The organism is Lonsdalea iberica (assembly GCF_002111585.1).
GTDB lineage: Bacteria > Pseudomonadota > Gammaproteobacteria > Enterobacterales > Enterobacteriaceae > Lonsdalea > Lonsdalea iberica.
Genome location: NZ_LUTP01000001.1, coordinates 38811 through 65685, shown reverse-complemented (window position 1 = coordinate 65685; position 26875 = coordinate 38811). Strand labels below are relative to the sequence as shown.

The 26875-nt window shown below is 55.1% G+C and carries 20 protein-coding genes and 1 pseudogene; 9 read left to right on the top strand and 12 right to left on the bottom strand.

Features of this window, described 5'->3' with window-relative positions:
* Nucleotides 1-32 precede the first annotated feature (32 nt).
* On the top strand, nt 33-566 hold the full coding sequence (yjjX, locus tag AU511_RS00295) for an inosine/xanthosine triphosphatase (RefSeq protein ID WP_094108401.1): 534 nt from the start codon (nt 33-35) through the stop codon (nt 564-566).
* 21 nt (nt 567-587) lie between these two features.
* Here yjjX and trpR read toward each other — a convergent pair whose 3' ends face one another.
* A complete protein-coding gene (gene trpR / locus AU511_RS00290) occupies nt 588-914 on the bottom strand; it encodes a trp operon repressor (protein WP_094108400.1) in 327 nt (108 codons plus the stop codon).
* 132 nt (nt 915-1046) lie between these two features.
* Nucleotides 1047-2975, bottom strand: coding sequence for a murein transglycosylase (gene sltY / locus AU511_RS00285; protein WP_094108399.1), 1929 nt, complete (start codon nt 2973-2975; stop codon nt 1047-1049).
* Between the two features lie 428 nt (nt 2976-3403).
* Here sltY and ettA point away from each other — a divergent pair, with 428 nt between their 5' ends.
* Complete coding sequence (gene ettA / locus AU511_RS00280) at nt 3404-5068, top strand: energy-dependent translational throttle protein EttA (protein WP_094100647.1); 1665 nt, start codon at nt 3404-3406, stop codon at nt 5066-5068.
* 375 nt (nt 5069-5443) lie between these two features.
* On the opposite strand, the gene AU511_RS00270 is transcribed toward ettA, so the two are convergent.
* A complete protein-coding gene (locus tag AU511_RS00270) occupies nt 5444-6355 on the bottom strand; it encodes a LysR family transcriptional regulator (protein WP_094100957.1) in 912 nt (303 codons plus the stop codon).
* Nucleotides 6356-6479: 124 nt separating this feature from the next.
* On the opposite strand from AU511_RS00270, the gene AU511_RS00265 reads away from it, so the two are divergent.
* On the top strand, nt 6480-7484 hold the full coding sequence (locus AU511_RS00265; RefSeq protein ID WP_094108397.1) for a zinc-binding alcohol dehydrogenase family protein: 1005 nt from the start codon (nt 6480-6482) through the stop codon (nt 7482-7484).
* A 52-nt stretch (nt 7485-7536) separates the two neighbouring features.
* Here the strand turns inward: AU511_RS00265 and serA are convergent, their stop codons facing one another.
* Both serA and rpiA read right to left on the bottom strand, forming a co-directional pair.
* Nucleotides 7537-8769 carry a phosphoglycerate dehydrogenase gene (gene serA, locus AU511_RS00260; protein ID WP_094108396.1) on the bottom strand — a complete coding sequence of 411 codons (1233 nt, stop codon included), beginning with the start codon at nt 8767-8769 and terminating at the stop codon, nt 7537-7539.
* Nucleotides 8770-9072: 303 nt separating this feature from the next.
* Nucleotides 9073-9735 (bottom strand): ribose-5-phosphate isomerase RpiA, encoded by a 663-nt coding sequence (gene rpiA, locus AU511_RS00255; protein ID WP_094108395.1) that lies wholly within the window; start codon nt 9733-9735, stop codon nt 9073-9075.
* Nucleotides 9736-9927: 192 nt separating this feature from the next.
* Between rpiA and AU511_RS00250 the strand changes: the two genes are divergently transcribed.
* The gene (locus AU511_RS00250; RefSeq protein WP_094100960.1) at nt 9928-10821 is read left to right on the top strand and encodes a LysR family transcriptional regulator ArgP; all 894 of its coding nucleotides are present in this window, start codon (nt 9928-9930) and stop codon (nt 10819-10821) included.
* A 34-nt stretch (nt 10822-10855) separates the two neighbouring features.
* Here the strand turns inward: AU511_RS00250 and AU511_RS00245 are convergent, their stop codons facing one another.
* The 6 genes and pseudogenes from AU511_RS00245 to tkt all read right to left on the bottom strand — a co-directional run bounded on the left by AU511_RS00245 (nt 10856) and on the right by tkt (nt 18519).
* The gene (locus AU511_RS00245; protein WP_094100961.1) at nt 10856-11581 is read right to left on the bottom strand and encodes an oxidative stress defense protein; all 726 of its coding nucleotides are present in this window, start codon (nt 11579-11581) and stop codon (nt 10856-10858) included.
* A 173-nt stretch (nt 11582-11754) separates the two neighbouring features.
* On the bottom strand, nt 11755-12624 hold the full coding sequence (mscS, locus tag AU511_RS00240; protein ID WP_094100962.1) for a small-conductance mechanosensitive channel MscS: 870 nt from the start codon (nt 12622-12624) through the stop codon (nt 11755-11757).
* Nucleotides 12625-12752: 128 nt separating this feature from the next.
* Nucleotides 12753-13832 carry a class II fructose-bisphosphate aldolase gene (gene fbaA, locus AU511_RS00235; RefSeq protein ID WP_094108394.1) on the bottom strand — a complete coding sequence of 360 codons (1080 nt, stop codon included), beginning with the start codon at nt 13830-13832 and terminating at the stop codon, nt 12753-12755.
* A gap of 110 nt (nt 13833-13942) precedes the next feature.
* On the bottom strand, nt 13943-15106 hold the full coding sequence (gene pgk / locus AU511_RS00230) for a phosphoglycerate kinase (RefSeq protein WP_026739025.1): 1164 nt from the start codon (nt 15104-15106) through the stop codon (nt 13943-13945).
* 68 nt (nt 15107-15174) lie between these two features.
* Nucleotides 15175-16190 (bottom strand): annotated as a pseudogene (gene epd / locus AU511_RS00225) (erythrose-4-phosphate dehydrogenase).
* 334 nt (nt 16191-16524) lie between these two features.
* Nucleotides 16525-18519: a transketolase gene (tkt, locus tag AU511_RS00220; RefSeq protein WP_094108393.1), complete on the bottom strand. Its 1995-nt coding sequence runs from the start codon at nt 18517-18519 to the stop codon at nt 16525-16527.
* Nucleotides 18520-18877: 358 nt separating this feature from the next.
* Here tkt and loiP point away from each other — a divergent pair, with 358 nt between their 5' ends.
* Nucleotides 18878-19630 (top strand): metalloprotease LoiP, encoded by a 753-nt coding sequence (gene loiP, locus AU511_RS00215; protein ID WP_094100965.1) that lies wholly within the window; start codon nt 18878-18880, stop codon nt 19628-19630.
* A gap of 259 nt (nt 19631-19889) precedes the next feature.
* Here the strand turns inward: loiP and speA are convergent, their stop codons facing one another.
* Nucleotides 19890-21869, bottom strand: coding sequence for a biosynthetic arginine decarboxylase (speA, locus tag AU511_RS00210; RefSeq protein ID WP_094100966.1), 1980 nt, complete (start codon nt 21867-21869; stop codon nt 19890-19892).
* A 706-nt stretch (nt 21870-22575) separates the two neighbouring features.
* Here speA and metK point away from each other — a divergent pair.
* The 4 genes from metK to endA all read left to right on the top strand — a co-directional run bounded on the left by metK (nt 22576) and on the right by endA (nt 26851).
* Complete coding sequence (metK, locus tag AU511_RS00200; protein WP_094100967.1) at nt 22576-23727, top strand: methionine adenosyltransferase; 1152 nt, start codon at nt 22576-22578, stop codon at nt 23725-23727.
* Nucleotides 23728-24095: 368 nt separating this feature from the next.
* Nucleotides 24096-25487, top strand: coding sequence for a sugar porter family MFS transporter (locus AU511_RS00195; protein WP_094108391.1), 1392 nt, complete (start codon nt 24096-24098; stop codon nt 25485-25487).
* Between the two features lie 57 nt (nt 25488-25544).
* The gene (locus AU511_RS00190; RefSeq protein WP_094108453.1) at nt 25545-26057 is read left to right on the top strand and encodes a SprT family zinc-dependent metalloprotease; all 513 of its coding nucleotides are present in this window, start codon (nt 25545-25547) and stop codon (nt 26055-26057) included.
* Nucleotides 26058-26152: 95 nt separating this feature from the next.
* Nucleotides 26153-26851, top strand: coding sequence for a deoxyribonuclease I (gene endA, locus AU511_RS00185; protein WP_094108390.1), 699 nt, complete (start codon nt 26153-26155; stop codon nt 26849-26851).
* The last annotated feature ends 24 nt before the right edge of the window (nt 26852-26875 follow it).

Genomic DNA, 26875 nt, shown 5'->3' with positions numbered 1-26875 from the left:
GCGTCAAATTAACGACTAGAGTAGAGAACATTATGTATTACGTTGTAGCGTCTACGACTAACCCGGCAAAAATCAACGCCGTAACTTTAGCATTTGCCGATGTTTTTGGTGCGGAAAATTGCCGCATCGAGGGAGTCGACGTAGACAGCGGCGTGCCAAATCAGCCCCTAGGCTCCCAGGAAACACGTACGGGGGCTAGAAACCGCGTCATGACGGCCCGTCAGGTTCGTCCCGAGGCCGATTTTTGGGTCGGGGTTGAGGCAGGCATCGAAGACAACATGACCTTCGCCTGGATGGTTGTCGAAAACGCGACGATTCGGGGAGAGTCCCGTTCTGCCAGTCTAATGCTCCCTGAAGCGGTCCTGCAGGGAATTCGTGAAGGTCGAGAGCTGGGCGATGAAATGGCACGCCTGAGCGGTATTGAAAATGTGAAACAAAAAGGCGGCGCGATTGGCGTGTTCACCAACGGTAAACTGACCCGGGCCAGCGTTTATCATCAGGCCTTATTACTGGCCTTGGTGCCGTTTCAAAATACGCTGTTTCAACAGACGGTTTCCAAGGCGTAAACCGTATCTCGTCGAACGTTCCTACTTTATTCCCAGAAGCTGCGTCTCAAGCCAATTCTTCAAATCGGGCGGCGCAGCTTTCAAACTGTTCGACCCGCGCGTGATGGTCGCAATTCCAGCCCCTAGTTCGTTTTTCAGCTCTCGTTGACTTAGGTCACCGCGCATCAATTCCTGAATAATACGCACCCGTGTTCCGAGCGCTGTACGTTCATCCGCCGTCAACAGCAGCTGCAGCAGCGGTAACGCCAGATCGTTCTTCACCGACTGCTGTAAGAGATCCAAGAAATAAGACCAGTTTTCATTGTCTTCTTCCGACAGTGCGGGATCGTGAGGAGATGGTGTCGTCATAGCCTTTCGCCATACCAATAAACTAGTACGCAAGCATAGCATGTTTTAAGAAACGAATTTACTTCGAAAAGCTCCTTTGCATGCGTTATCAGGCCAAAGCCGCCCCTTTCGACGACCTGGCCCATAGCCGGCCTAATAGCGACGCTGCATCTCGCTGTCCATTAACACGGGCGAGTTGTGTTTTAAGAAATAGCGATAGTACGCGTCATAAGCCAGCACATTTTTGACGTAATTCCGCGTTTCCGAAAACGGGATACTTTCCACAAATGCAACAGCATCGATACGCCCATTGCTGTTTCTCAGCCAGGCATTGACCCTAGACGGCCCAGCATTATACGCGGCAGACGCCAGAATGCGGTTTTGACCAAACGACTGGTAAACATACTCTAAATAGAGTGTGCCCAGGTCGATGTTGGTCTGAGGATCCATGAGCTGAGTACTGTTGGAATAACTCGCGACATCGAATTTTTTGGCGGTATGCAGCGCCGTCGCAGGCATCAACTGCATCAAACCCGACGCACCCACAGCGGATTTCGCCTGAGAATTCCACGCACTTTCCTGTCGCGCTATCGCCATCGCATAGCTTTGAGAGATGTCTTTGCCCTGCGTCGCACGACGGAATTCATCATTCCAGGCGAGCGGGAAACGCTCTTCCAGGTTGTCCCACATTTTGGCGATAATCGTGGCCTGAACGCTAAGATCGTACCAGCCTTGCTCGAAGGAAAAACGAGCCAGCGCCTGCTGCTGTAACCGCTCACGACTCGCCACCAGTCCCGACCACTCGGAGCGCGCCAGATTATCCATATGCCAGTACATCAGCTCACGAATACGCGCGACTTCAGCAAGTTGCTCCACCGCGCGATCGGGTTTGGCCGCCACCTTGATCGTCAGCGGATATTGGGTTTTCAACTGCTGCGCTGCGATCATGGGATAAAAACCGCGGGCTTTCATTAGCTCACGCAGCTGAGCTTCGCCTTCTGCACGTTGCCCATTTTCGATCGCCAGCCGAGCTCGCCAGTATCGCCACTCGTCCTTTTTCAATGTCTCGGCAGGCAGGCGTGCCAACCACACTGCCAGCCCACGTTGGTCGCCTTCTCCCAACGCCATTCGCACGCGACGTTCCAGCAAGGCGGTTGACTGACTGCGTTGAATCACCGCATCACGCCATTCCGCCTGCTCGCCAGAGATCTCTTTCCCCATCAGACGCCATACCACGTCCTCTTCCATCTTGCTGCGCTCGCTGCTACTCATTCCCTGTAAACGCACGATAATGGGCAACATGGAGCGCGCCTCATCAGGGTCCTGACGGGCAACGCGTGTAAACGCCGTCAGCGTGACTTTACGGCTGAAATCCGTCGGCCCGACGGTACGGGCGAAGTGTTCTAGCGTCATCGGGTCACGCTGCAGCGCGCTTAACGCATCGGCGATGGTTTGATAGTCCGGCGGCAACTGCCGCACCAGATGCGCCACCAAATTACTGCTACCCGCATCCATCGCCAGGAGAATACGCTCAAGAACCACCGAGGGCGTCAAAATTCCCGACTGCTGCCAGGAAGTCAGCAAATTGTCGCAGCTCGCAGGCAGCGAGCGACCATTCAACCAGATATCTCGGTTCTGCTCCCATAAGCCCTGACGCTGCCCTGTGACCCACTTGGCATAGAGATAGTTGCAGCGGGCGGCCATCGGCTTGGGCATTGACGGACTGAATGCCAGCAGTCCCCGCCAGTCCTCACGCCTCGCCAACTCGTTAATGAAGCTGGTCTCTAAATTATGAGTGAGGGGAAGGGTGGGATGCGACGCAATAAACTGTTTCGCCTGAATGCTCGTCAGTTGCGTCAAATCCTGCGTCAGAGAACGATATTCCAGATAAGGGTAGAGAGGATAATCCCGCAGAGTAGGCATTAACTGCGCCACGGTATCCATATGGTTCGCATCCCAGGCGTCTTTCACCTGCTGATAGCGTTCACGTTGACTGGTAAGAGAATCAGCCTGTGAGGCAATCGAAACTCCAGCCAGAGAGACTGCCACCAGGGCATAGCGCCAATAGACCGCTTTGAACATACTACGCTGACCTCATTCGTTATCGTTTATCCGCCCACGGGCGCCCATTTTCCCGGCACCGATGAGCCTGCCAAACCGCCGTCATGCTTGCCATACCCGTTAAGTGTGGCACATCCAGTGAGACAACGATACGCCAGCATGGAATATTCATCACTCGGAAAATTAACGGTATTTATGCCATTTCCGAGCAGGTTCCCAGTTATCAATGAAACTTTACTCTGGCGTTGCATCTCATTGGAATCCGTTATGCAAAGCAAACGACCAATAAGCCCGACGGCTGGGATCGCCGGCTGAAAACAGCTAAACTTCGTCACAGTGAACTCATTGGCCGGATTAGCGTACTACGCCCGCATCCGACCGATTCCCCTACGGTGCGGCGAAACTGTTTGCCGCCGCACCAACATTGATAGAGAGAGGCTCAGAGCAACGTGGCTCAATACGTTTATACCATGCACCGCGTCGGCAAAATTGTTCCGCCGAAACGCCATATTCTGAAAGATATCTCCCTCAGCTTTTTTCCGGGCGCCAAGATCGGCGTACTTGGTCTGAACGGAGCCGGTAAATCAACGCTGCTGCGCATCATGGCCGGAATTGATAAAGACATTGAAGGCGAGGCTCGCCCGCAGCCCGGCATCAAGATCGGCTATCTGCCACAGGAACCCCAGTTAAATCTGGAGCAGACTGTACGCGAAGCTATTGAAGAAGCGGTCAATGAAGTCAAGCAGGCGCTGACTCGTCTGGATGAAGTCTACGCGGCCTATGCCGAGCCTGATGCGGACTTCGATAAACTCGCCAAAGAACAGGGCGAGCTTGAGGCGATCATCCAGGCGCATGACGGCCACAACCTCGACAATCAGTTAGAACGCGCGGCAGATGCGCTGCGTCTGCCGCCGTGGGATGCAAAAATCGGCAATCTCTCGGGTGGGGAACGTCGCCGCGTCGCCATTTGTCGGCTGCTGCTGGAAAAACCGGATATGCTGCTGCTGGATGAACCGACCAACCACTTGGATGCCGAATCCGTCGCGTGGCTGGAGCGCTTCCTCCACGATTATGAGGGTACGGTAGTGGCGATCACCCATGACCGCTACTTCCTCGACAACGTGGCGGGATGGATTCTGGAACTCGACCGTGGCGAAGGGATTCCGTGGGAAGGCAACTACTCTTCCTGGCTGGAGCAGAAAGATCAGCGTCTGGCGCAGGAAGCGTCTGCTGAAGCGGCTCGTCGCAAGTCTATCGAGAAAGAGCTGGAGTGGGTTCGACAGGGCGCCAAAGGCCGTCAGTCAAAAGGCAAGGCTCGTCTGGCTCGCTTTGAAGAACTCAACAACGTTGAGTACCAGAAACGTAATGAAACCAGCGAACTCTTTATCCCGGCCGGTCAGCGCCTCGGCGACAAAGTCCTGGAAGTGACTAACTTACACAAGTCTTACGGCGATCGCGTCCTGATCGACAATCTCTCTTTCACTCTGCCAAAAGGTGCGATTGTGGGGATTATCGGCCCGAACGGCGCAGGTAAATCCACGCTGTTCCGTATGTTATCCAGTCAGGAACAGCCGGATAGCGGCGAGATAAGTCTGGGAGAAACCGTTCAGCTAGCCTCCGTCGACCAGTTCCGTGACAACATGGACAACAGCAAAACTGTCTGGGAAGAAGTTTCCGGCGGTCAGGACATTATGCGCATCGGCAACTTCGAGCTGCCCAGCCGCGCCTATGTCGGACGTTTCAACTTCAAAGGCGTGGATCAGGGCAAACGCATCGGCGATCTGTCGGGTGGCGAGCGCGGACGTCTACATCTGGCGAAGCTGCTTCAGGTTGGCGGCAACATGCTGCTGCTTGATGAACCGACCAACGACCTGGATATTGAAACCCTGCGAGCGTTAGAAAACGCCCTGCTGGAATTCCCGGGGTGTGCCATGGTTATCTCCCATGACCGCTGGTTCCTGGACCGTATCGCGACCCACATCATTGATTATCAGGATGAGGGCAAAGTCGAGTTCTTCGAAGGTAACTTCACCGAATACGAAGAGTACAAGAAGCGTACGTTGGGTGCGGAGGCTCTGGAGCCTCACCGCATTAAATACAAGAAAATGGCGTAACGTTTTTAACGACACGCAATCATGAGGCTCGCCCCGGTGCGGGCCTCTTTTATCTGCATCGTTGGTTTTTAAAAGAGTTTTTCACGCATTATCGGCTAAATTGACTTACGCCGTTCAGCGAACCGAACTCTGTGCCTAACGGCACCGCCCCCCCTAAGCCCGACTCGCCTCTTCTATCCTATGGATGGTACGACATCTGGTCTGGTCTGGTCTGGTCTGGTCTGGTCTGGTCTGGTCTGGTCTGGTCTGGTCTGGTCTGGTCTGCAAGGCTATCGTCCCTGTCGATGGGCCTCAATAGCGGTCGTACAGCGCCGCCCCTTCGCTTAGCAAAAGCATCAGACGAAATCTGCTCTGCCAATAGCCAGATACCGGACGCTATCCACTGCGTTGCTTCTCTGACGTTTGCGGAAAGAAAGCCTCATGCTGCAACACAAAATCAATGAAACAAGCCAGCGCGGGCGAGTTCAATTTGCGACTGGGATAGACAAGATACAGATCGTTTGGCTCCGCCTGCCATTGCGGTAACACCCTTAGCAACGTTCCAGCGGCGATAGCTTCCCGACTCAAGAACTCGGGGAGAAGCGTAATGCCGCCATCGGCAATCGCACATGCGCGAGCGTAGAGCAAGTTATCCGTGACGTGAGAACGCGGCAGCAGACAGTGGTAGTACTCTTTTTCCCGATGCAGCACCCACTCGGTCCAGGCACGATGCGCAATGCAACTGTGCTCCTGTAGCTGCCTCGGGTGCATCAGCGGCGCTGCGCGATCCAGATAGCCGCTGGATGCCACCAGATATCGCGGCGTTAATCCCAGAGCTCGCCCTATCAGAGACGAATCCTGTGGTTTACCGGTGCGCAAGCCAATGTCAAACCCATCGGCCACCAGATCGATCACAGTATCCGACACCGATACCTCAAGCATGACGGCAGGAAAGCGCTGTTGAAACTCAGCCGTCAATTTCGCCAGCAGAGTGGCTCCCACGCCCGCAGGGCTGGTAATGCGTAACCGACCACTGGGATTATCCCGCAGATGCTGGATCGTCAAATCCGCGCGCTCCTGCGCCTGCAGCATCTCCTGACAATGAATCAGATAGCGCTCACCCGCGAACGTAAGGTTGATTTTACGCGTCGTGCGGTTCATCAACCGCAGCCCTAGCCGCTGCTCTAATAGGCTGACGCGCTGACTCAAACTAGACTTCGCCATGCCCGCCCGCTGCGCGGCCTGTGTGAAGCTGCCGCACTCAGCAACTAATGCGAACAGCGCCATATCCTTTAGTTGATTAAACATGATTGTTCTTCTTTTTCGAACACTGCGTTATTCATTGTACATCTTATCAGCCTCCTTCTGCCGTTCTACACTGTGATGTACGGCTACATCGATGCCAACACTTTGCAGAATGGGAGAGTTCACTATGACAGCAACAGCGATCGCGGTTGATCCTAAACAACCGGAAAACTTTATTGAAATCACTCAGGACATACCGTCTCCCGGCGACCACGATCTCTTGGTTGCCGTCAAAGCGGTTTCCATCAACCCGGTAGATACCAAAGTGCATGCGATGCTACGCGCCGACGGCTTGAAAACGCCGCGTATCCTGGGATGGGACGCCAGCGGCGTCGTGCTGAAGGTCGGCTCTGCAGTAGCGGGTTTTCAGGAGGGGGATGAGGTCTGGTATGCCGGCGATATCACCCGCCCCGGCAGCAACAGCACTCATCAATTAGTCGACTCGCGCATTGTGGCGCACAAACCTAAATCGCTGGACTGGGCGGCGGCGGCGGCGCTGCCTCTGACCTCGCTGACCGCCTGGGAAGGGCTGTTCGAACACCTGAAAATTCAGGACGCGGAAGCCGGCAAGACGCTGCTGATTATCGGCGGCGCGGGCGGCGTAGGATCCATGGCCATCTCTCTGGCCGCATTGCACAGCAAGGTGAACATTATCACCACGGCCTCCCGTCCGGACTCCGTCGAATGGTGCAAGCAGCGTGGCGCGCACCACGTAGTGAACTACCGCAATCTGGTGGACGCGGTCAAACAGCAAGGATTCGAGCAGGTGGATTACATCTTCTGCCTCAACGATACCGACGGTCACTGGGACGCCATCGGACAGTTAATTGCGCCTATGGGCCAAATCTGCACGATCGTAGAAAATGCGCATCCGCTGGACCAAACCCAGCTCAAACTCAAAAGCGCCGCCCTGCAATGGGAATTCATGTTCACCCGCAGCATGTACACCACGCCAGATATCGGCCGTCAGGGAGAAATTTTGCAGCAGGTCGCTCGTGACGTCGACGCAGGCAAACTGAAAGGAACCGCCAGCCAGGTGCTGAACGGATTAACGACGGAAACGCTCGCCGCCGCGCATAAAACTGTTTTAGAAGGGCATACTCAAGGCAAGATCGTCATCGACTGCCAGTAAAACAAAACCGGCCCTCACCGGGCCGGTTTTCTGATAAAAATGAAGACGATTATCAGTACAGCAAGCGGGCGCGAATGGTGCCCGGAATGGATTTCATTAACTGCAACGCGGTGTCAGCGCTGTCGGTGACCACGTCAATTACGACATAGCCAATATCGGCGCTGGTCTGCAGATACTGCGCGGCAATGTTGATGCCTTCGTTGGCAAAAATAGTGTTCAGCTGGGTCATGATACCCGGACGGTTTTCATGAATATGCAGCAGACGGCTAGCGCGTGCGCTGTGCGTCGGCAGAGACACCTCAGGGAAGTTCACCGCAGACAACGTAGAGCCGTTGTCGGAATATTTCACCAGCTTGCTAGCCACTTCCCCACCGATGTTTTCCTGCGCTTCCTGAGTAGATCCCCCAATGTGCGGCGTCAGCAGCACATTATCAAATTCGCACAGCGGCGACAGGAACGGTTCTTTGTTAGAGGCAGGCTCTTGCGGGAAGACGTCAATCGCCGCCCCAGACAGATGCTTGCTGCTCAGGGCCTCACACAGCGCGGGAATATCCACCACGGTACCGCGTGAGGCGTTAATCAGCATGGCACCCGGCTTCATCTGAGCTAGTTCGTTGGCCGCGATCATGTTTTGTGTACTATCGGTTTCCGGCACGTGCAGACTGACAATATCGCTCATTTTCAACAGGTCGGACAGCTGATTAACCTGCTGCGCATTGCCCAGAGACAGTTTGCTTTCGATGTCATAGTAATAAACATGCATGCCCAGGCTTTCCGCCAGAATTCCCAGCTGAGTACCGATATGACCGTAGCCGATAATCCCGAGATTTTTTCCGCGGGCTTCGTAGCTGCCGATAGCCTGTTTGTGCCATTCGCCGCGGTGTGCCTTGGCATTGGCCCCAGGAACGCCACGCAGCATCAGCAGCAGTTCGCCGATGACGAGTTCAGCGACGGAGCGAGTGTTGGAGAATGGCGCGTTAAAGACCGGGATACCGCGTTTGGTGGCGGACAGCAATTCAACCTGATTGGTGCCGATGCAGAAGCACCCGACGGCAACCAGTTTCTCCGCCGCAGCGAAGATTTCTTCGGTCAGGTGCGTGCGCGAACGAATGCCGACGAAATGCGCATCGCGAATTGACTCTTTCAGCGTTTCCGGGTCCAGCGCGCCTTTATGGTATTCGATGTTGGTGTATCCGGCGGAACGCAGGTTATCGACCGCATTCTGGTGTACGCCTTCTAATAACAGAAATTTAATCTTATCTTTTTCGAGTGATACCTTTGCCATTTCCCGACCTTATTTTTCAGACTTTAGATGTGACGGTTTGCAAAACCATTGCCTGCAAACATAACAAAAATTACGCGGGCGGCAATACAAACGATTGCTTCTCGGCGCGCCGAAGCGGCACGCTAAAGCGACATTTGTGGCCAAAAATGCTGCTAAATAAGAAGCCGACCATATTGTGGCCGTGCCAAATAAGGAAAAGTGATATTAAGCACCAAAAATGCCGGGTAAAAAAAATGCCTCCGATTTCCACTAATCCGGCCTGCCCAAACAGGCCGGAAAGAAACTGCGCGAGACTATCCCTGACTAGCTGCGTTTAACCGTTTTCACGCCATCCGGCGTTCCCACCAGCGCGACATCCGCGCCACGGTTGGCAAACAGACCAACCGTCACCACACCGGCGATGCTGTTAATTCGGTTCTCCATCGCCATCGCGTCAGAGATATCCAGGTTATGCACATCCAGAATGACGTTACCGTTGTCGGTCACAACCCCCTGACGATATTCCGGCTGACCGCCCAATTTGACCAGCTCCCGCGCGACGTAAGACCGCGCCATGGGGATCACCTCAACCGGCAACGGGAAACGCCCCAGAATATCTACCTGTTTGGTGGCATCGACGATACAGACAAACTGCCGGGCAATGGCGGCGACAATTTTTTCACGCGTTAGCGCCGCGCCCCCGCCCTTGATCATCTGCATATGACCGTTGATTTCGTCCGCGCCGTCCACGTAAACGTCCAGCACATCAACTTCATTACAATCAAACACCGGAATACCCAGGCTTTTCAGTTTGGCTGTAGAGGCATCCGAGCTGGACACCGCGCCTTCGATCTGATCTTTCATGGTGCCCAGCGCATCGATAAAATGCGCCGCCGTCGAGCCTGTGCCAACGCCGACGATAGTACCGGGGCGCACGTAATCCAGCGCGGCCCAGCCGACGGCTTTTTTGAGTTCATCCTGAGTCATGGTCTGATTGCCTGTTGCTTTGTAAAGTGTGCGTATTATAAGGCAGACGTTGCCTAAAAGGCGTGATTTAGCGTTTGCGTAGACGCAAATTTGAGGAGTTGGCAGATAAACGCGTCATTTATTAGAGAGGTGACGCCAAAAATTATGGCATAGTGAAAAGAGTAATATTATTCACAGGAACTTTCCCCCTTCATGAAACGCCCGGACTATCGCACTCTTCAGGCCCTGGACGCCGTAATCCGCGAGCGGGGCTTTGAACGCGCAGCACAGAAACTTTGCATTACTCAATCCGCCGTATCGCAGCGCATCAAGCAGCTCGAGAATCTCTTTGGCCAGCCGTTGTTGGTCAGAACGATCCCTCCCCGTCCGACCGAACAGGGCCAAAAGCTATTGGCGTTGCTGCATCAGGTTGAACTGCTGGAAGAAGAGTGGCTCGGCGATGAAAATAGCATCGAGGCCCCTCTCCTGCTATCGCTGGCGGTCAACGCCGATAGTCTGGCGACCTGGCTGCTGCCGGCATTGCAGTCGGTACTGGCAGACTCGCCGATACGTCTGAATCTGCAGGTTGAGGACGAAACTCGCACGCAGGAACGCTTGCGACGCGGCGAGGTAGTCGGCGCCGTCAGTATTCAACCGCAACCCCTGCCCAGCTGTCTGGTCGACGCGCTAGGCGCGTTGGACTACCTATTCGTCGCCTCGCCGGAATTCGCCTCGCGCTATTTTCCAAACGGCGTCACGCGCTCCGCCCTGCTGCGCGCGCCGGCGGTGGCTTTCGACCATTTGGATGACATGCATCAGGCGTTCTTACAGCAAAATTTCGACCTGTCACCTGGCAGCGTCCCCTGCCATATCGTGAACTCGTCGGAAGCTTTTGTGCAATTGGCGCGTCAAGGTACGACTTGCTGCATGATCCCCCACCTGCAGATCGAACGCGAATTGGCTAACGGCGAGCTAATCGATCTCACACCCGGCCTGCTGCAACGTCGGATGCTGTATTGGCATCGCTTCGCGCCGGAAAGCCGGATGATGCGTAAAGTGACGGATGCGTTGTTGGAGCACGGGCGTCGGGTGCTTCGTCAGCCTTGATCGCTGCATGCCCCGCGCCCGCGAGATGAAGGCATCAGGGCTGACGTTGCAACTCAAACACAACGTCGACCTGATCGTCGAAATGAATGGTTTGTTGTTCGTAGGTCTGCGACGCCATCGTCTGTACGGCGGCATCCGACGCTTTCAGCATGCGTGCCACCGGCACCGGCTGGTAATTGGCGACGTGATAGCGAATGCTGTAAACAGGCCCCAGCGTCGTTTTGAAACCACTGGCCAGCGCCTGAGCCTGGCTGCTTGCCTGTTCAATCGCCTTTTGGCGCGCCTGGTCACGATAGGTGTCCGGATTAGAAACGCTTAGATCGACCGTGCGAATTTCATTCAGGCCTGACTTCAGCGCGCCATCCAGTAGCTCATTCAGCTTGTCCAACTGGCGTACGGTCACTTCCACCTGTCGAACGGCACTGTAGCCTTTCAACACGCTACCCCCGGTTTTCAGGTAGTCATATTCAGGCTGGGTGCGGATATTCGCCGCATTGATATCCTTTTTGTCGATCCCCTGTTTAGCGAGGAAATCGAAATATTGCGCAACGCGAGCGTCTGCTTGTTTTTTAGCGTCAGCGGCATCCTTGGAGGACACGCTAACTTCAATAGCCAGACGGGCGATATCCGGCGTGGCGTCTACGCTGGCCGAGCCTGAGGTGACGATATGCGGGCCATTGGGCAGCTCATTGGCCGTAGCCGCGGCGGATAGCGCCCCCATACCGATAATCGCAGCCAATGTCAGTGTCTTGAGTTTCACACGCTCTCCTTTGAAATGATGACGGCAGTGCACACCATACGTGAGGTGGCTCCCCCACAATATAGGAGAGTTTCTAAAGATTGGCAGAGGTTGGCTAAACGAAAGGAAAATAAAGTGTGGTATTGCGCTGCCCGTAAAACCGGGCCGGGCAGCGCATAAGAGAAAGGTCTGGCTTAAGCCTTGTCGGCGGATTCCGCCGTCGCGGTCTGGTGCAGGTGCACATCCATCTGCGGGTAAGGGATGCCGATCTGGTGTTCATCAAGCGCGCGCTTGAAGTTTTCCAGCAAGTCCCAGTACACCACGGTGGAGTCCGCATTGCTCGTCCATACGCGCACAACAAAATTCAGTGAAGAGGCCGCCATTTCGTTCAGACGGATCACGATATCTTTATCTTTCTGTATACGGTCATCCGCATTGATGATATCGCCCAGCACTTTCTTCACCACATCGATATCCGCATCGTAAGCAACGCCCACGATGATCTCGGTACGGCGATCCGGCTCGCGGGAGCTATTGATGATATTGCCGGAGATGATTTTGCCGTTCGGGACAACGATGATGCGGCCATCCGTCGTCAGCAGCGTACTAGAGAAAATCTGCACCTGAGTGACCGTACCGCTCACGCCGCCCAGATCGACGCTTTCGCCGGTGCGGAAAGGACGGAACATCACAATCAGCACGCCAGCAGCAAAGTTGGACAGCGAGCCTTGCAGCGCCAGACCTACGGCCAAACCGGCGGCACCCAACACGGCGATAATCGACGCCGTCTGGACGCCGATGCGGCTTAACGCGGCAATCAATGTAAAGGCAATTACGCCGTAACGCGCAATGGCGGAAAGGAAATCCGCAACCGTGGCATCAATACTCCGCGCCCGCATCAGACGGTTCAGCGTGCTGGAGACGATCCGCGCGACAATCAATCCCGCGATCAAAATGACCAGAGAGGAAACAATATTAACGGCATACTCCAACAGCACGTGCTGGTTGTTGGTCAACCAGGTCTGCGCGCGACTTACGCTTTCTGTTACATCCAAATCTTCCATTGACTTACTCCTGTTTGAGACTCGCTAAACTTACTTACCCACACCTAAATCTACCGCCATTTGTATGAAACGGAAGTAAAAATAAGGCTCCCGAAGGAGCCTTATTGAAGCCGTTTAACTTGTATTTATTACAGAACGTCGGTCGCGTTCAGTTCTTTGAAGGCTTGTTCCAGACGAGCGATCATGGTGCTCTGCGCAGCACGCAGCCATGCACGCGGGTCGTAGTATTTCTTGTTCGGCTTGTCAGCGCCTTCCGGGTTACCCAGCTGTGCCTGCAGGTAGCCTTCGTTTTTCTTGTAGTACTGCAGAATACCTTCCCAGGTAGCCCACTGGGTATCGGTATCGATGTTCATTTTGATAACACCGTAACCAACCGCTTCTTCGATTTCTGCAGCAGTAGAACCAGAACCGCCGTGGAACACGAAGTTCAGGCTGTTGTGCGGCAGGTTGTATTTCTCAGAAACGAAGTCCTGAGAGTTACGCAGGATTTTCGGAGTCAGCTGTACGTTACCCGGCTTGTAAACGCCGTGTACGTTACCGAAGGAAGCAGCGATGGTGAAACGCGGGCTGATAGCGTTCAGTTTTTCGTACGCGTAAGCCACGTCTTCCGGCTGAGTGTACAGCGCGGAGTTGTCCAGATGGCTGTTATCTACGCCATCTTCTTCACCGCCGGTGCAACCCAGTTCGATTTCCAGCGTCATACCCAGTTTAGCCATGCGAGTCAGGTATTTGCTGCAGATTTCGATGTTTTCTTCCAGAGACTCTTCAGACAGGTCGATCATGTGAGAAGAGAACAGCGGTTTGCCGTTGGCCGCGAAGAATTTTTCGCCAGCGTCCAGCAGTCCGTCCAGCCACGGCAGCAGTTTCTTAGCGCAGTGGTCGGTGTGCAGGATAACCGGAACACCGTAGTATTCAGCCATCTGATGAACATGATGCGCGCCAGAGATAGCACCCTGGATAGCCGCCTGCTGCGGAACATCGGATTTCAGGCCTTTACCTGCGATGAAGCCAGCGCCGCCGTTGGAGAACTGCACAATGACAGGTGCGCGCACTTTCGCAGCGGTTTCCAGCACGGCGTTAATTGAGTCGGTACCGACACAGTTAACGGCGGGCAGGGCAAATTTGTTTTCTTTTGCGACTGCAAAAACTTTCTGTACGTCATCACCAGTGATGACACCAGGTTTTACGAAATCGAAGATTTTAGACATGTTACGTGTCCTGTTTCGTTGGCCGTGGGGGGGTTAGAGATAGCAGCAGTTGCCTCCACCTCAGCATAGAGGCAACCGCAAACGGGAGATACCTCTCCCGTCGTTCATCATTACTGTTTAGCGCGTTCTTCCAGCATCACTACGGCCGGCAGTTTTTTACCTTCAACGAACTCAAGGAAGGCGCCGCCGCCAGTAGAGATGTAAGAGATTTTATCTTCAATACCGAACAGGTCGATAGCAGCCAGAGTATCGCCGCCGCCCGCGATGGAGAAAGCGTCGCTGTCGGCAATCGCCTGCGCGATCACTTCGGTGCCTTTACGGAAGTTCGGGAATTCGAACACACCTACTGGACCGTTCCACAGGATAGTCTTGGCATTTTTCAGGATTTCAGCCAGGCGTTCTGCAGAAACGTCGCCCAGATCCAGAACCTGTTCGTCGTCTTTGATTTCAGAGACGGATTTCATTGTGCAGCTTGCAGTTTCGGAGAACTCTGTCGCCACGCGTACATCGCTGGGTACCGGGATATCGCAGGTTTCCAGCAGTTTTTTCGCTTCTGGAATCAGGTCCGCTTCGTACAGGGATTTACCCACGTTGTGGCCCTGAGCCGCGATGAAGGTGTTGGCGATGCCGCCACCGACGATCAGCTGGTCAGCGATTTTAGACAGGGAGTCCAGAACCGTCAGTTTGGTGGAAACTTTAGAACCGCCGACAATTGCGACCATCGGGCGAGCCGGTTTGCCCAGGGCTTTGCCCAGCGCTTCCAGTTCAGCAGACAGCAGCGGACCGGCACAGGCGATCGGGGCGAATTTACCTACGCCGTGAGTCGAAGCCTGAGCGCGGTGAGCCGTACCAAAGGCGTCCATGACGAACACGTCGCACAGAGCGGCATATTTTTTCGCCAGCACTTCGTCGTCTTTCTTCTCGCCTTTGTTGAAGCGGACGTTTTCCAAAACAACCAGTTCGCCTTCCGCGACATCAACGCCTTCCAGGTAATCTTTCGCCAGACGTACTGGTGAAGACAATTTGTCTTTCAGGTAGTTAACAACCGGCAGCAGGGAAAATTCTTCGTTATATTCGCCTTCGGTAGGACGACCCAGGTGGGAAGTCACCATCACGCGGGCACCCTGCTTCAGCGCTTTTTCGATTGTCGGCAGAGATGCGCGGATACGCGCATCGGACGTCACTTTGCCAGCTTTAACCGGTACATTCAGATCCGCACGGATCAGCACACGTTTGCCAGCCAGATCCAGATCGGTCATCTTAATTACAGCCATGGTGAATCCTCTTGGTTGATTCTCTTAAAGTTGCTTGAGCGAGGCGTCGGCAGAACCGCCGCCGCGTACTAGAATCCGCAGGCCGCCATTGCCCGAGTTGTATCCAACATGCGGTTGGCGAAGCCCCATTCATTATCGCACCAGACCAGTGTTTTTATCAGATAATGCCCACTGACCCGGGTTTGAGTTCCGTCCACGATCGCGCTGTGCGGATCGTGATTAAAATCGGCCGAAACTAACGGTAATTCTGTGTAGTCAACTATACCACGAAATGCCCCTCGCGCTGAGCTTTGCAGCAGGCTATTGATTTCGCAGACGTTTACTTTACTTCTCACGCTAACGCTTAAATCGATCGCCGTGACGTTCGTGGTGGGAACCCGCACGGATATCGCTTCAAAACGATCCAGGAATTTCGGAAAAAACCGCGTAATTCCCGCCGCCAGTTTGGTATCCACCGGAATGATTGACTGGCTGGCCGCACGCGTGCGGCGCAAATCATGGTGATAGGCGTCAATCACCGGTTGATCGTTCATGGAGGCATGAATAGTGGTGACCGTACCGCTTTCAATGCCAAACGCGTCATCGAGCAGTTTTATCACGGGAATAATACAGTTGGTGGTGCAGGATGCATTCGACACCAGACGGTGATCGGACCTTAGATCATCCTGGTTGACGCCGTACACCACAGTGGCGTCCAGATCCGGCGTGCCGGGATGCGAAAACAGCACTTTGCGAGCGCCGGCGGCCAGATGCGCCTCGCCATCGGCCCGGCTGCCGTAGACGCCGCTACAGTCCAGCACGATGTCCACACCCAGTTCTTTCCAGGGCAGGTGTTGCGGCTGCGGCTCGTGCAGCAGGCGGATGATGTCATCCCCTACGTACAGCTGATCGCATTCCTGAGCGACATCCCACGAAAAACGGCCATGGCTACTGTCGTATTTGAGTAGGTGGGCGATCCCTTCGGCATTCGCCAGTTCATTGATCGCGACGACGGAGATCTCGCGCGCCGTCCGGACTCATAGAGAGCCCGCAATACACTGCGTCCTATCCGACCAAAACCGTTTATCGCAATACGGATCGTCATGAAATTCCCTGTGCAATGATAAAACCGCTGGTCCTATAGAATAATCAGTACATCGTCAGGAATAAACCGTTGGTTATACCTTGCGTTCTCTTCGTCATCGGCCCGTGAAACCCGGCTGATTGAGCGGAAAATGGGTGACTGCTCCGATGACTGAAACGCTTCAGCTAGCATAAACGAATTCATTGTCAAAAGGAATCGTCCCCACGGGCATGTGCCAGAAGAGTGACGTACGTCAAAAAAATGAATACAACTTCTTGTCGCATTGAAAAAGTAGGGATCGAAGATAAAAAAAGGCCGGGGGAATTCCCCGGCCTTTATTCGTCAAACGCAGTACTTATTTCAGCAAAGCTTTTGCTTTTGCGACCACATTTTCGGTTGTGAAACCAAACTCGTTGAACAACAGCTCGGCCGGTGCAGACTCACCAAAGGTGGTCATGCCGACAATCGCCCCGTTCAGACCGACATATTTGTACCAATAGTCGGCGATACCGGCTTCCACCGCCACGCGCGCGCTGACGGCGGCAGGCAGTACAGATTCACGGTATGCAGCATCCTGCTTGTCGAACGCATCGGTAGAAGGCATGGAAACCACGCGCGCCTTCACGCCGTCGTTCGTCAGCTGCTGCCAGGCCGCCACGGCCAGTTCCACTTCAGAACCGGTAGCGATCAGGATCAGGTCAGGCTGACCGTCGCTGTCTTTCAGTACGTAAGCGCCTTTGGCAATATTCGCCAACTGCTCTACGGTACGTTCCTGCTGCGCCAGATTCTGACGTGACAGGATCAGCGCGGAAGGACCATCCTGACGTTCAATCGCATATTTCCATGCCACGGCGGTTTCGACCTGATCAGCCGGACGCCAGGTGCTGAGGTTCGGCGTAACACGCAGACTCGCCAGCTGTTCAACCGGCTGGTGAGTCGGGCCATCTTCACCCAGACCGATTGAATCATGGGTATAAACGTAGATGCTGCGCAGTTTCATCAGCGCCGCCATACGTACCGCATTACGCGCATACTCCACAAACATCAGGAAGGTCGCGGTGTAAGGAATGAAACCGCTGTGCAGGCCAATCCCGTTGGCGATAGCGGTCATCCCGAACTCGCGTACGCCGTAGTGGATGTAGTTGCCCGCCGGATCTTCGTTCAGCGGCTTGGAGCCGGACCACATGGTCAGGTTGCTTGGCGCCAAATCTGCCGATCCGCCCAGGAATTCAGGCAACAGCTTGCCGTAATTCTCCAGCGCATTCTGAGACGCCTTGCGGCTGGCGATGCTAGCCGGGTTAGCCTGCAGCTCTTCGATATATTTGGCGGATTCCGCCTGCCAGTTTGCCGGCAGTTCGCCGTCGACACGACGACGGAATTCAGCGGCCAGATCCGGATAAGCGCTGGCGTAAGCGTCGAACGCCTTATTCCAGTCAGCTTCTTTGCGCTGCCCCGCGTCGCGGGCGTCCCACTCGGCGTAGATGTCGGCCGGGATCTCGAACGGGCCGTAGTTCCAGCCGATGTTTTTACGGGTCGCGGCCACTTCGGCATCGCCCAGCGCAGCACCATGAACTTCATGCGTACCCTGCTTGTTCGGCGAACCGAAGCCGATGACCGTTTTGCACATCAGCAGAGACGGTTTGTCGGTTACCAACTGGGCTTCGGCGATGGCGCGTTTAATGGCATCCGCATCGTGACCGTCGATACCGCGAATAACATGCCAGCCGTAGGCTTCAAAGCGAGCGGCCGTATCGTCCGTGAACCAACCGGTGATGTGACCGTCGATGGAAATACCGTTGTCATCGTAGAACGCGGTCAGTTTGCCAAGCTTCAGCGTACCTGCTAGTGAACAGACCTCGTGCGAGATCCCTTCCATCATGCAACCATCGCCCAGGAAGGTGTAGGTGTGGTGGTCGACGATGTTATGCCCAGGGCGGTTGAACTGCGACGCCAGCGTGCGCTCGGCGATAGCCATACCGACCGCGTTGGCGATCCCCTGCCCCAGCGGGCCCGTCGTCGTTTCCACGCCCGGCGTATAGCCGACTTCCGGGTGACCCGGCGTTTTGGAGTGCAGCTGACGGAAGTTCTTCAGTTCTTCCAACGGCAGGTCGTAGCCGGTCAGGTGCAGCAGGCTGTAGATCAGCATGGAGGCGTGACCGTTAGACAGCACGAAACGGTCGCGGTTGGCCCAATGCGGGTTAACAGGATTATGATTGAGGTAGTCACGCCACAGGACTTCGGCGATATCGGCCATACCCATCGGTGCGCCCGGATGGCCAGATTTGGCCTTCTGCACACCATCCATGCTCAACGCACGGATAGCATTGGCAAGTTCTTTACGAGAGGACATGCTTTACTCCAGATCGGATTGAACAAGTGTCTTGCCGAACACACGATATATAAACCAGAACGTTAGCCCGAAAAGACCAAGAAGAGATAGTTTTAAATGTACATGAAATCCCGTCTGAATGCACTGGGAACCGTACGCGCCGAGCGCCCTTAGGACGCAGGATTCACACCATCATCGTCCAAGCAAACTTCGCCATTGCCCATCCATTCAGGGATGCAGCGTACTATTTCCCGACGAATAGAAAGTTCTGCATTTATTCCTATTAATACCATGTACATTCCCTTACATTATCCCTTCTTTTGTTACGTCTTTAGTCAAAGACGCGTTGTTTTTACTTACAATCCTAGGGAGAAAAGGGATGAAATTACGAGCTTCACTATTAGCGATCGTCATGGCAACGTCATTGAGTGGCTGTAAGAGCATGGACGCAGCACAAATGCTGCAGTCCGGCACCCAGGCTTTCAAAGCCGCCTCTTTGAGTGATTCAGACGTTAAAACGCTGAGCACGCAGTCTTGTGAGGAAATGGATAAAGAGGCGAGCATCGCACCCGCCAACAGCAAATACACCAAGCGCCTGAATAAAATCGCCAACTCACTCGGTCACGACATCAACGGCACCCCGGCTAATTACAAAGTTTACCTGACGAAAGACGTCAACGCCTGGGCGATGGCTAACGGCTGCATCCGCGTATACAGCGGCCTGATGGACATGATGAACGATAACGAAGTGGAAGGCGTATTGGGCCACGAAATGGGCCACGTCGCGTTGGGCCATACCCGTAAAGCCATGCAGGTCGCTTACGCGGCAGAAGCTGCACGCTCCGCTGCCGCGTCTGCGGGCGGCGTTGCCGCTACGCTGTCTAAGTCTCAGTTGGCCGATCTGGGCGAAGCGCTGGTTAACGCGCAGTTCTCTCAGGCGCAGGAATCTCAGGCTGATGACTACTCTTTCGATCTGCTGAAAAAACGTGGCGTCAACCGCGAAGGTCTGGCGACCAGCTTCGAGAAACTGGCGAAGATGGATGCTGGCCGCGACAGCAGCATGTTTGACTCCCACCCGGCGTCGAAAGAACGTGCTGAACATATCCGCAAGCGTATCACCGAAAACAAATAATCGCTGACGCTTTCAGATAACGACAAAGGGCGCCTCGGCGCCCTTTTCATTTCTCTCCGCCGCCCATATCACCCGCCCCTACCTCATCACGTTGCCGCCCTTTCTTGCCGCTAGAAAGTCTGACAGCCGGTGGGTTGCCCGCTGGCGCCCTGCGACAAACGACTACGTTTCCGACATAAACTTTCGGCATGACGTCGGCAGAAATAACAAAGGCTGAGTTCACACTCAGCCTTCTCGTATTGTGACGCCTCAGGACGCGTTATTCGTCTTCGAGGTAGGTGTAGCCGTACAGCCCCGTCTCGAACTCATGCAGGAACTGCGCCCGCAGCTCCGGCTGTAGCTGAGCCGCCTTCACCTGATCACGGAAGCGAGACATCAGGACATCCGGATTCAACTGCACGTACTCCAGCATATCCGCGACCGTATCGCCTTCGTCCGACTCCACAATATCGACCTTGCCGTCTTCGCCGACGAAAACGTCCACGGTGGCGGTGTCGCCGAACAGGTTATGCATGTTGCCCAGAATCTCCTGATAGGCACCCACCATAAAGAAGCCCAGCAGCGGCGGATCTTCCGGATTGTACGGCGGCATCGGCATGGTCGTGGCAATACCGTCGCCATCAATATAATGGTCGATAGCACCATCGGAATCGCAGGTGATATCCAGCAAGACCGCGCGACGTTCCGGCAGTTTATCCAGTCCTTCCAACGGCAGCACCGGGAACAGTTGGTCGATCCCCCACGCATCCGGCATGGACTGGAACAGCGAGAAGTTGACGTACAGCTTGTCCGCCATTCTCTCTTGCAGTTCGTCGATGATGGGTCGGTGCGCGCGATTGCTGGGATCGAGCTGCTGTTGGATACGCTGGCAGATGCTCAGATAAAGCTGTTCCGCCTTTGCCCGCTGCGTCAGATCCAGCATGCCGTGCGCATATTGCGTGTGGACATCGTACAGGTCCATCTGGCTGTCATGCAGCCATTCGCGCAAGGAGCGGCGATTGCCTGTTTGCGTAATCTCATTCCAGGTCGACCACATGCTTTCCAGCGCGCGCGGAGCCTCTTCCCCCGGCGATTCCGGCTCGCTGAACTCGTTGCGTTCCACGCCGATGATGTTGGACACCAGCACGGTATGGTGCGCCGTCAGGGCGCGGCCGGACTCGGTGATCACCATTGGGTGCGGCAGCCCATGTTCGTTACACGCTTCCCCGATACCCCAGATAACGTTGTTAGCGTATTCGTTCAGTCCGTAGTTCACGGAGCAGTCCGACTGCGAGCGCGTCCCTTCATAGTCCACGCCCAAACCGCCACCCACGTCAAAGCACTGAATATTCACGCCGAGCTTGTGCAGTTCGACATAGAATCGAGCCGATTCGCGCACGCCGGTCGCGATATCCCGGATATTCGCCAGCTGAGAGCCGAGATGGAAATGCAGCAATTGCAGGCTTTCCAGGCGGCCGGCCTCGCGCAGCATTTCGACCAGTTGCAGTACCTGTGCCGCCGCCAGTCCGAATTTGGATTTTTCGCCGCCGCTGGACTCCCACTTGCCCGAGCCTTGAGAAGCCAGTCGAGCGCGCACGCCCAGACGCGGCACCACGTTCAGACGCTCCGCTTCTTCCAGCACCAGCCGGATTTCCGACATTTTCTCAATCACCAGGTACACTTTATGCCCCAGCTTTTCCCCGATTAGCGCCAGACGAATGTATTCGCGGTCTTTGTAACCGTTGCAGACGATGACGGTGCGGGTCATGCCGGCATGACCGAGCACGGCCATCAGTTCCGCCTTGGAACCGGCTTCGAGTCCCAGCGGCTCGCCGGAGTTCACCAGCGTTTCAATCACCCTGCGATGCTGGTTCACCTTAATCGGGTAGACCAAAAAGTAGCGGCCTTCGTAGCCGAAGGATTCGCGCGCACGCTGGAACGCCCCGTTGATGGAGCGCAGGCGGTGCTTCAGAATTTGCGGGAAGCAGAACAGCGCGGGCAAACGACGATCGGCTTTACCCTGACGCTCTTTCACCAAATGCGCCAAATCGACACGTGCTTCAGGCACGTCCGGATCGGGACAGACGGTGATATGCCCCAGCTCGTTGACGTCATAATAGTTATTGCCCCACCAGGCAATGTTGTAGGTGCGCAGCATTTCGCTGGCATCGCGATCATTCATGGCCACCTCCTGCATGGAGCGTACATTGTCGTGCTTACCCGCCGCTGACGAGTGCGAATGGATCATGTCGTCAGACATGGCAGTCCCCTTCTGTTGTAGCAATATCGGCAATCATGGATGCTCCAGCGTAGACAACCTGAAACATGCGTTCAGTCTGCACCACTAATAATGCAGGGCCCGGCAGAGAGTAGTATGCCGTCGATTTGTGACTCTTTTCAGTGTAAAGCACGATGTCAGGCTCCGAGATATGTTTCGGTAAAATCCAGGGAAACCATCATCAGAAGAACGCGCGGCGTCCATCTGCAAAGGAATGAAAGAGGGTCAGCCGGCGCGGGAATCCTGCGTCGCACTGCGGGAAAGACAATGCTGGGCTGAAAGCGAAAAGAGAGGATACGAAGGCGCCATAGCGGCGACGGCGCGTCGCGGAGAGCGCGACTCACGGAACGAACAACGGGTCATTAATCCTATCACCTCCCAGCAGGCCGCAGGCTGTGCGGTCTGGCCATTAAATGGAAACGGCAAAAACTAAGCATAACACGGGTATTGAAACTGAGCGCCGGTTATACCGATCCCACCCTGGAAAATCAAAATGAAATTCGTAACAATCCGCGGAGTTGCGTCAAACGGCGATAGAGACCATCAAACGGGATCCGGATCGACGGGCAAAAACTACTGGCAATGGGACTAAAAACCGACCTAAAATAGCCATCCAGATGTTAATCCGTCTATACCGATTAACCGATACACTGCTTAACGGCTTTGCTCTTACAAGGTAAAGAAACTCATGGCTAGACACCTATTTACATCCGAGTCTGTTTCCGAAGGACATCCTGACAAAATCGCCGACCAGATCTCTGACGCGGTTCTGGATGCGATTCTGGAACAGGATCCCAAAGCACGCGTCGCTTGCGAAACTTACGTTAAAACCGGAATGGTGTTAGTCGGTGGTGAAATTACGACCAGCGCCTGGGTAGATATTGAAGATATTACACGTCGCACGGTTCGCGACATTGGCTACGTGCATTCCGATATGGGATTCGACGCCAACTCTTGCGCGGTGCTGAGCGCCATCGGCAAACAGTCTCCGGATATCAATCAAGGCGTTGACCGCACCGATCCGCTGGAGCAAGGCGCGGGCGACCAGGGCCTGATGTTCGGTTATGCGACCAACGAAACCGACGTACTGATGCCAGCACCAATCACCTACGCTCACCGTCTGGTACAGCGTCAGTCCGAAGTGCGTAAAAACGGCGCGCTGCCGTGGCTGCGTCCGGATGCGAAAAGCCAGGTCACCTTCGCTTACGATAACGGCAAAATCGCCGGTATCGACGCCGTGGTCCTGTCCACTCAGCATGCTGAAGACATCAAACTGAAAGATCTTCAGGAAGCGGTGATGGAAGAGATCATCAAGCCCGTGCTGCCTGCCGAATGGCTGACCGCCAGCACCAAATACTTCATCAACCCGACCGGTCGTTTCGTTATCGGCGGCCCGATGGGCGACTGCGGTCTGACCGGTCGTAAGATCATCGTCGACACCTACGGCGGCGCGGCTCGTCACGGCGGCGGCGCGTTTTCCGGTAAGGATCCGTCTAAAGTTGACCGTTCCGCAGCCTATGCGGCGCGTTACGTGGCGAAGAACATCGTAGCCGCTGGCTTGGCCGATCGTTGCGAGATTCAGGTTTCCTACGCTATCGGCGTGGCTGAGCCGACGTCTATCGCCGTTGAAACCTTCGGCACCGAGAAGATCTCCTCTGATCGACTGGCTGAGCTGGTGCGCGAATACTTCGATCTCCGTCCGCACGGCCTGATCCAGATGCTGGATCTGCTGCACCCGATCTATCAGGAAACCGCTGCGTACGGCCACTTTGGTCGTGAGCATTTCCCGTGGGAAAAAACCGACGTTGCGCCTAAACTGCGCGATGCGGCTGGCCTGTAATCTCCGCGTTTCCACCAAAGCCAGCGTGTCTGGCTTTGGTGTTTTTTACACTCCGCGTTTTTCAGACACTTCCACAGTGACCTCTCACCCACTTCTGACTACATTGACCTTTATGTAACACTTTGATAATTCTCACCGAAGCGTCCCCTGCGTTCATCATCGTATTTTTTGTAATCGATTACAGACCATCACCTCTCGCTTTTCGGATTGCCTGAATACCGTTTTGTCATATATAGATAGCCAGCCAATATCGACCGTTGGCAACAAAATTGTAACCGATTACACCTATCGGGAACGGATCACACAACACGATGCCGTGGCAGCCTATGCTACGGCGTACCAGGGTCAGAATTAACAAGTGAGGTTCTATGGTTGGGGCTAAAAATAACAACAGAGCATCCAATAAAACCATGACGTTTTTGGTCTGCTTCCTTGCCGCGCTGGCAGGGCTGCTATTCGGTTTGGATATTGGGGTGATTGCCGGCGCGCTGCCGTTTATCACGCAAACGTTTCAAATGACGAGTCATCAGCAGGAGTGGGTCGTTAGTTCGATGATGTTCGGCGCGGCTATCGGCGCTATCGGCAGCGGCTGGCTATCGTCTCATCTGGGCAGAAAAACCAGTCTGATGATAGCCTCCGTACTGTTCGTCGTCGGCTCGCTAAGCTCGGCGTTAGCACCGAACGTAGAGGTATTGATTATCTCCCGCGTGATCCTCGGTCTCGCCGTCGGCGTGGCATCTTATACAGCGCCGCTGTACCTGTCCGAGATCGCGCCCGAGAAAATTCGCGGCAGCATGATATCCATGTACCAGCTGATGATCACTATAGGCATTCTCGGGGCTTATCTGTCCGACACGGCGTTCAGCTACACCGGCTCCTGGCGCTGGATGCTGGGGGTGATTACGCTACCGGCCGTGCTGCTGTTTATCGGTGTCTTCTTCCTGCCCGGCAGCCCGCGTTGGCTAGCGGCCAAGGGACGCTTTAACGAAGCCAGACGCGTGCTGGACAGACTGCGGGACTCCACCGAGCAGGCGAAAAAGGAGCTGGATGAAATTCGGGAAAGCCTGCAAATCAAGCAGAGCGGCTGGGCGCTGTTTACCCATAATGCTAACTTCCGCCGCGCGGTCTATCTCGGCATTCTGCTGCAGGTAATGCAGCAGTTCACCGGCATGAATGTCATCATGTACTACGCGCCGAAGATCTTCGATGTCGCCGGTTTCACCAGCACCGGACAGCAAATGTGGGGAACCGTGATCGTCGGGGCCGTCAACGTACTGGCCACCTTCATCGCCATCGGTCTGGTTGACCGCTGGGGACGCAAGCCGACGCTGATTCTGGGCTTCGTGGTCATGGCCTTCGGCATGGGCGTGCTGGGAACGATGCTGCACATCGGCATCACCTCCAGCGCCATGCAATATGCCGCCATCATCATGCTACTAATGTTTATTGTCGGATTCGCCATGAGCGCCGGTCCGCTGATTTGGGTGCTGTGCTCCGAGATCCAGCCGCTGCGCGGCCGTGATTTCGGCATCACCGTCTCAACGACCACGAACTGGATCGCTAACATGATCGTCGGAGCGACCTTCCTGACTTTGCTAAACACCTTGGGCAACGCCAACACCTTCTGGGTCTACGGCGGCCTTAACGTCCTGTTCATCGTACTGACGCTACTGCTGATCCCGGAGACCAAAAACGTCTCGCTGGAACACATCGAACATAACCTGATGTCCGGCAAGCGTCTGCGTAATATCGGCGAATAACCCTCCCCCACCGGGGCACGTTTACAACCGTGCCCCGGTCACCGTATGCTTGACGCTATGAAGACTGAACGCGTTCCTATCGCACTCCATCAGGCGGTGATGCGCTGCCTGCGACAAAAAATGGCGCTGGCCAATACCGCTCTCGACAGCGACTACCCCGAACCCGTCGTCACCTATAATCAGCGCGGCGCCACCGCCGGCAGCGCCTGGCTGCAAGACTGGGAAATTCGGATTAACCCCGTGCTGTTGCAAGAAAATCAGCAGGCATTCATCGATGAAGTCATACCCCATGAGCTGGCGCACCTGCTGGTCTACGCGCGCTTCGGCAAAGCGCCCCCACACGGTAAAGCCTGGCGATGGATGATGGAGCATGTTCTGGCGGTGCCAGCTCGCCGTACGCACACATTCGCCGTGACGTCCGTGCGTGGGAAAACCTTTCTCTATCAGTGCGCCTGTCAGCAACACGAACTAACGGTAAGGCGTCATAATCGCATTCTCCGCGGCGAAACCGAGTACCGCTGCCGCCGCTGCGGCACCCCTCTCAAGCGCAACGAAAAAGGGGCGCATTAACCCAATATTCCAGTTTATTCCGACCAGGCGCAGCGTTGCCTCACCGGAGGGCTTCCGGTACTCTGCACGCTTTTCTGCCCAAGGCGCTTTGGAACATGCTTCGCAAAACTCTTGTTATCGCTACCGTAGGCTACAGCCTGATTACTTTTCCTGCGCTCAGCCAGGAAATCCATAGTTTCACTCAGGCCAAAGCCGCTGCGGTGAAAATCAACCAAGACGCGCCAGGCAGCTTCTATTGCGGTTGCCGCATCATCTGGCAGGGTAAAAAAGGAATCCCCGACCTGCAATCCTGCGGTTATGAAGTTCGCAAGAACGCCAATCGCGCCAGCCGCATCGAATGGGAACACGTCGTCCCGGCCTGGCAATTCGGCCATCAGCGCCAATGCTGGCAGAACGGCGGGCGCAAGAACTGCGAGCAGGATGAGGTCTACCGCGAAATGGAAACCGACCTGCATAACCTGGAGCCGGCCATCGGCGAAGTCAACGGCGACCGCGGCAATCTGATGTATAACCAGTGGAACGGCGATGAGAGGCAGTACGGTCAGTGCGAGATGAAAATCGACTTTAAAAACAAGATGGCTGAACCGCCCGCACGCGCTCGCGGCCCGATTGCCCGTACCTATTTTTATATGCGCGACCGCTATCATCTGACGCTTTCCCGCCAGCAGACCCAGCTATTTGAAGCCTGGAACCGGCTGTATCCCGTGACGCAGTGGGAATGCACTCGCGACAATCGCATCGCCCAGGTTCAAGGCAATCACAACCCCTACGTGCAACAAGCTTGCCAGCTGTGATCCGGCTACCTACTATAGCTTAGG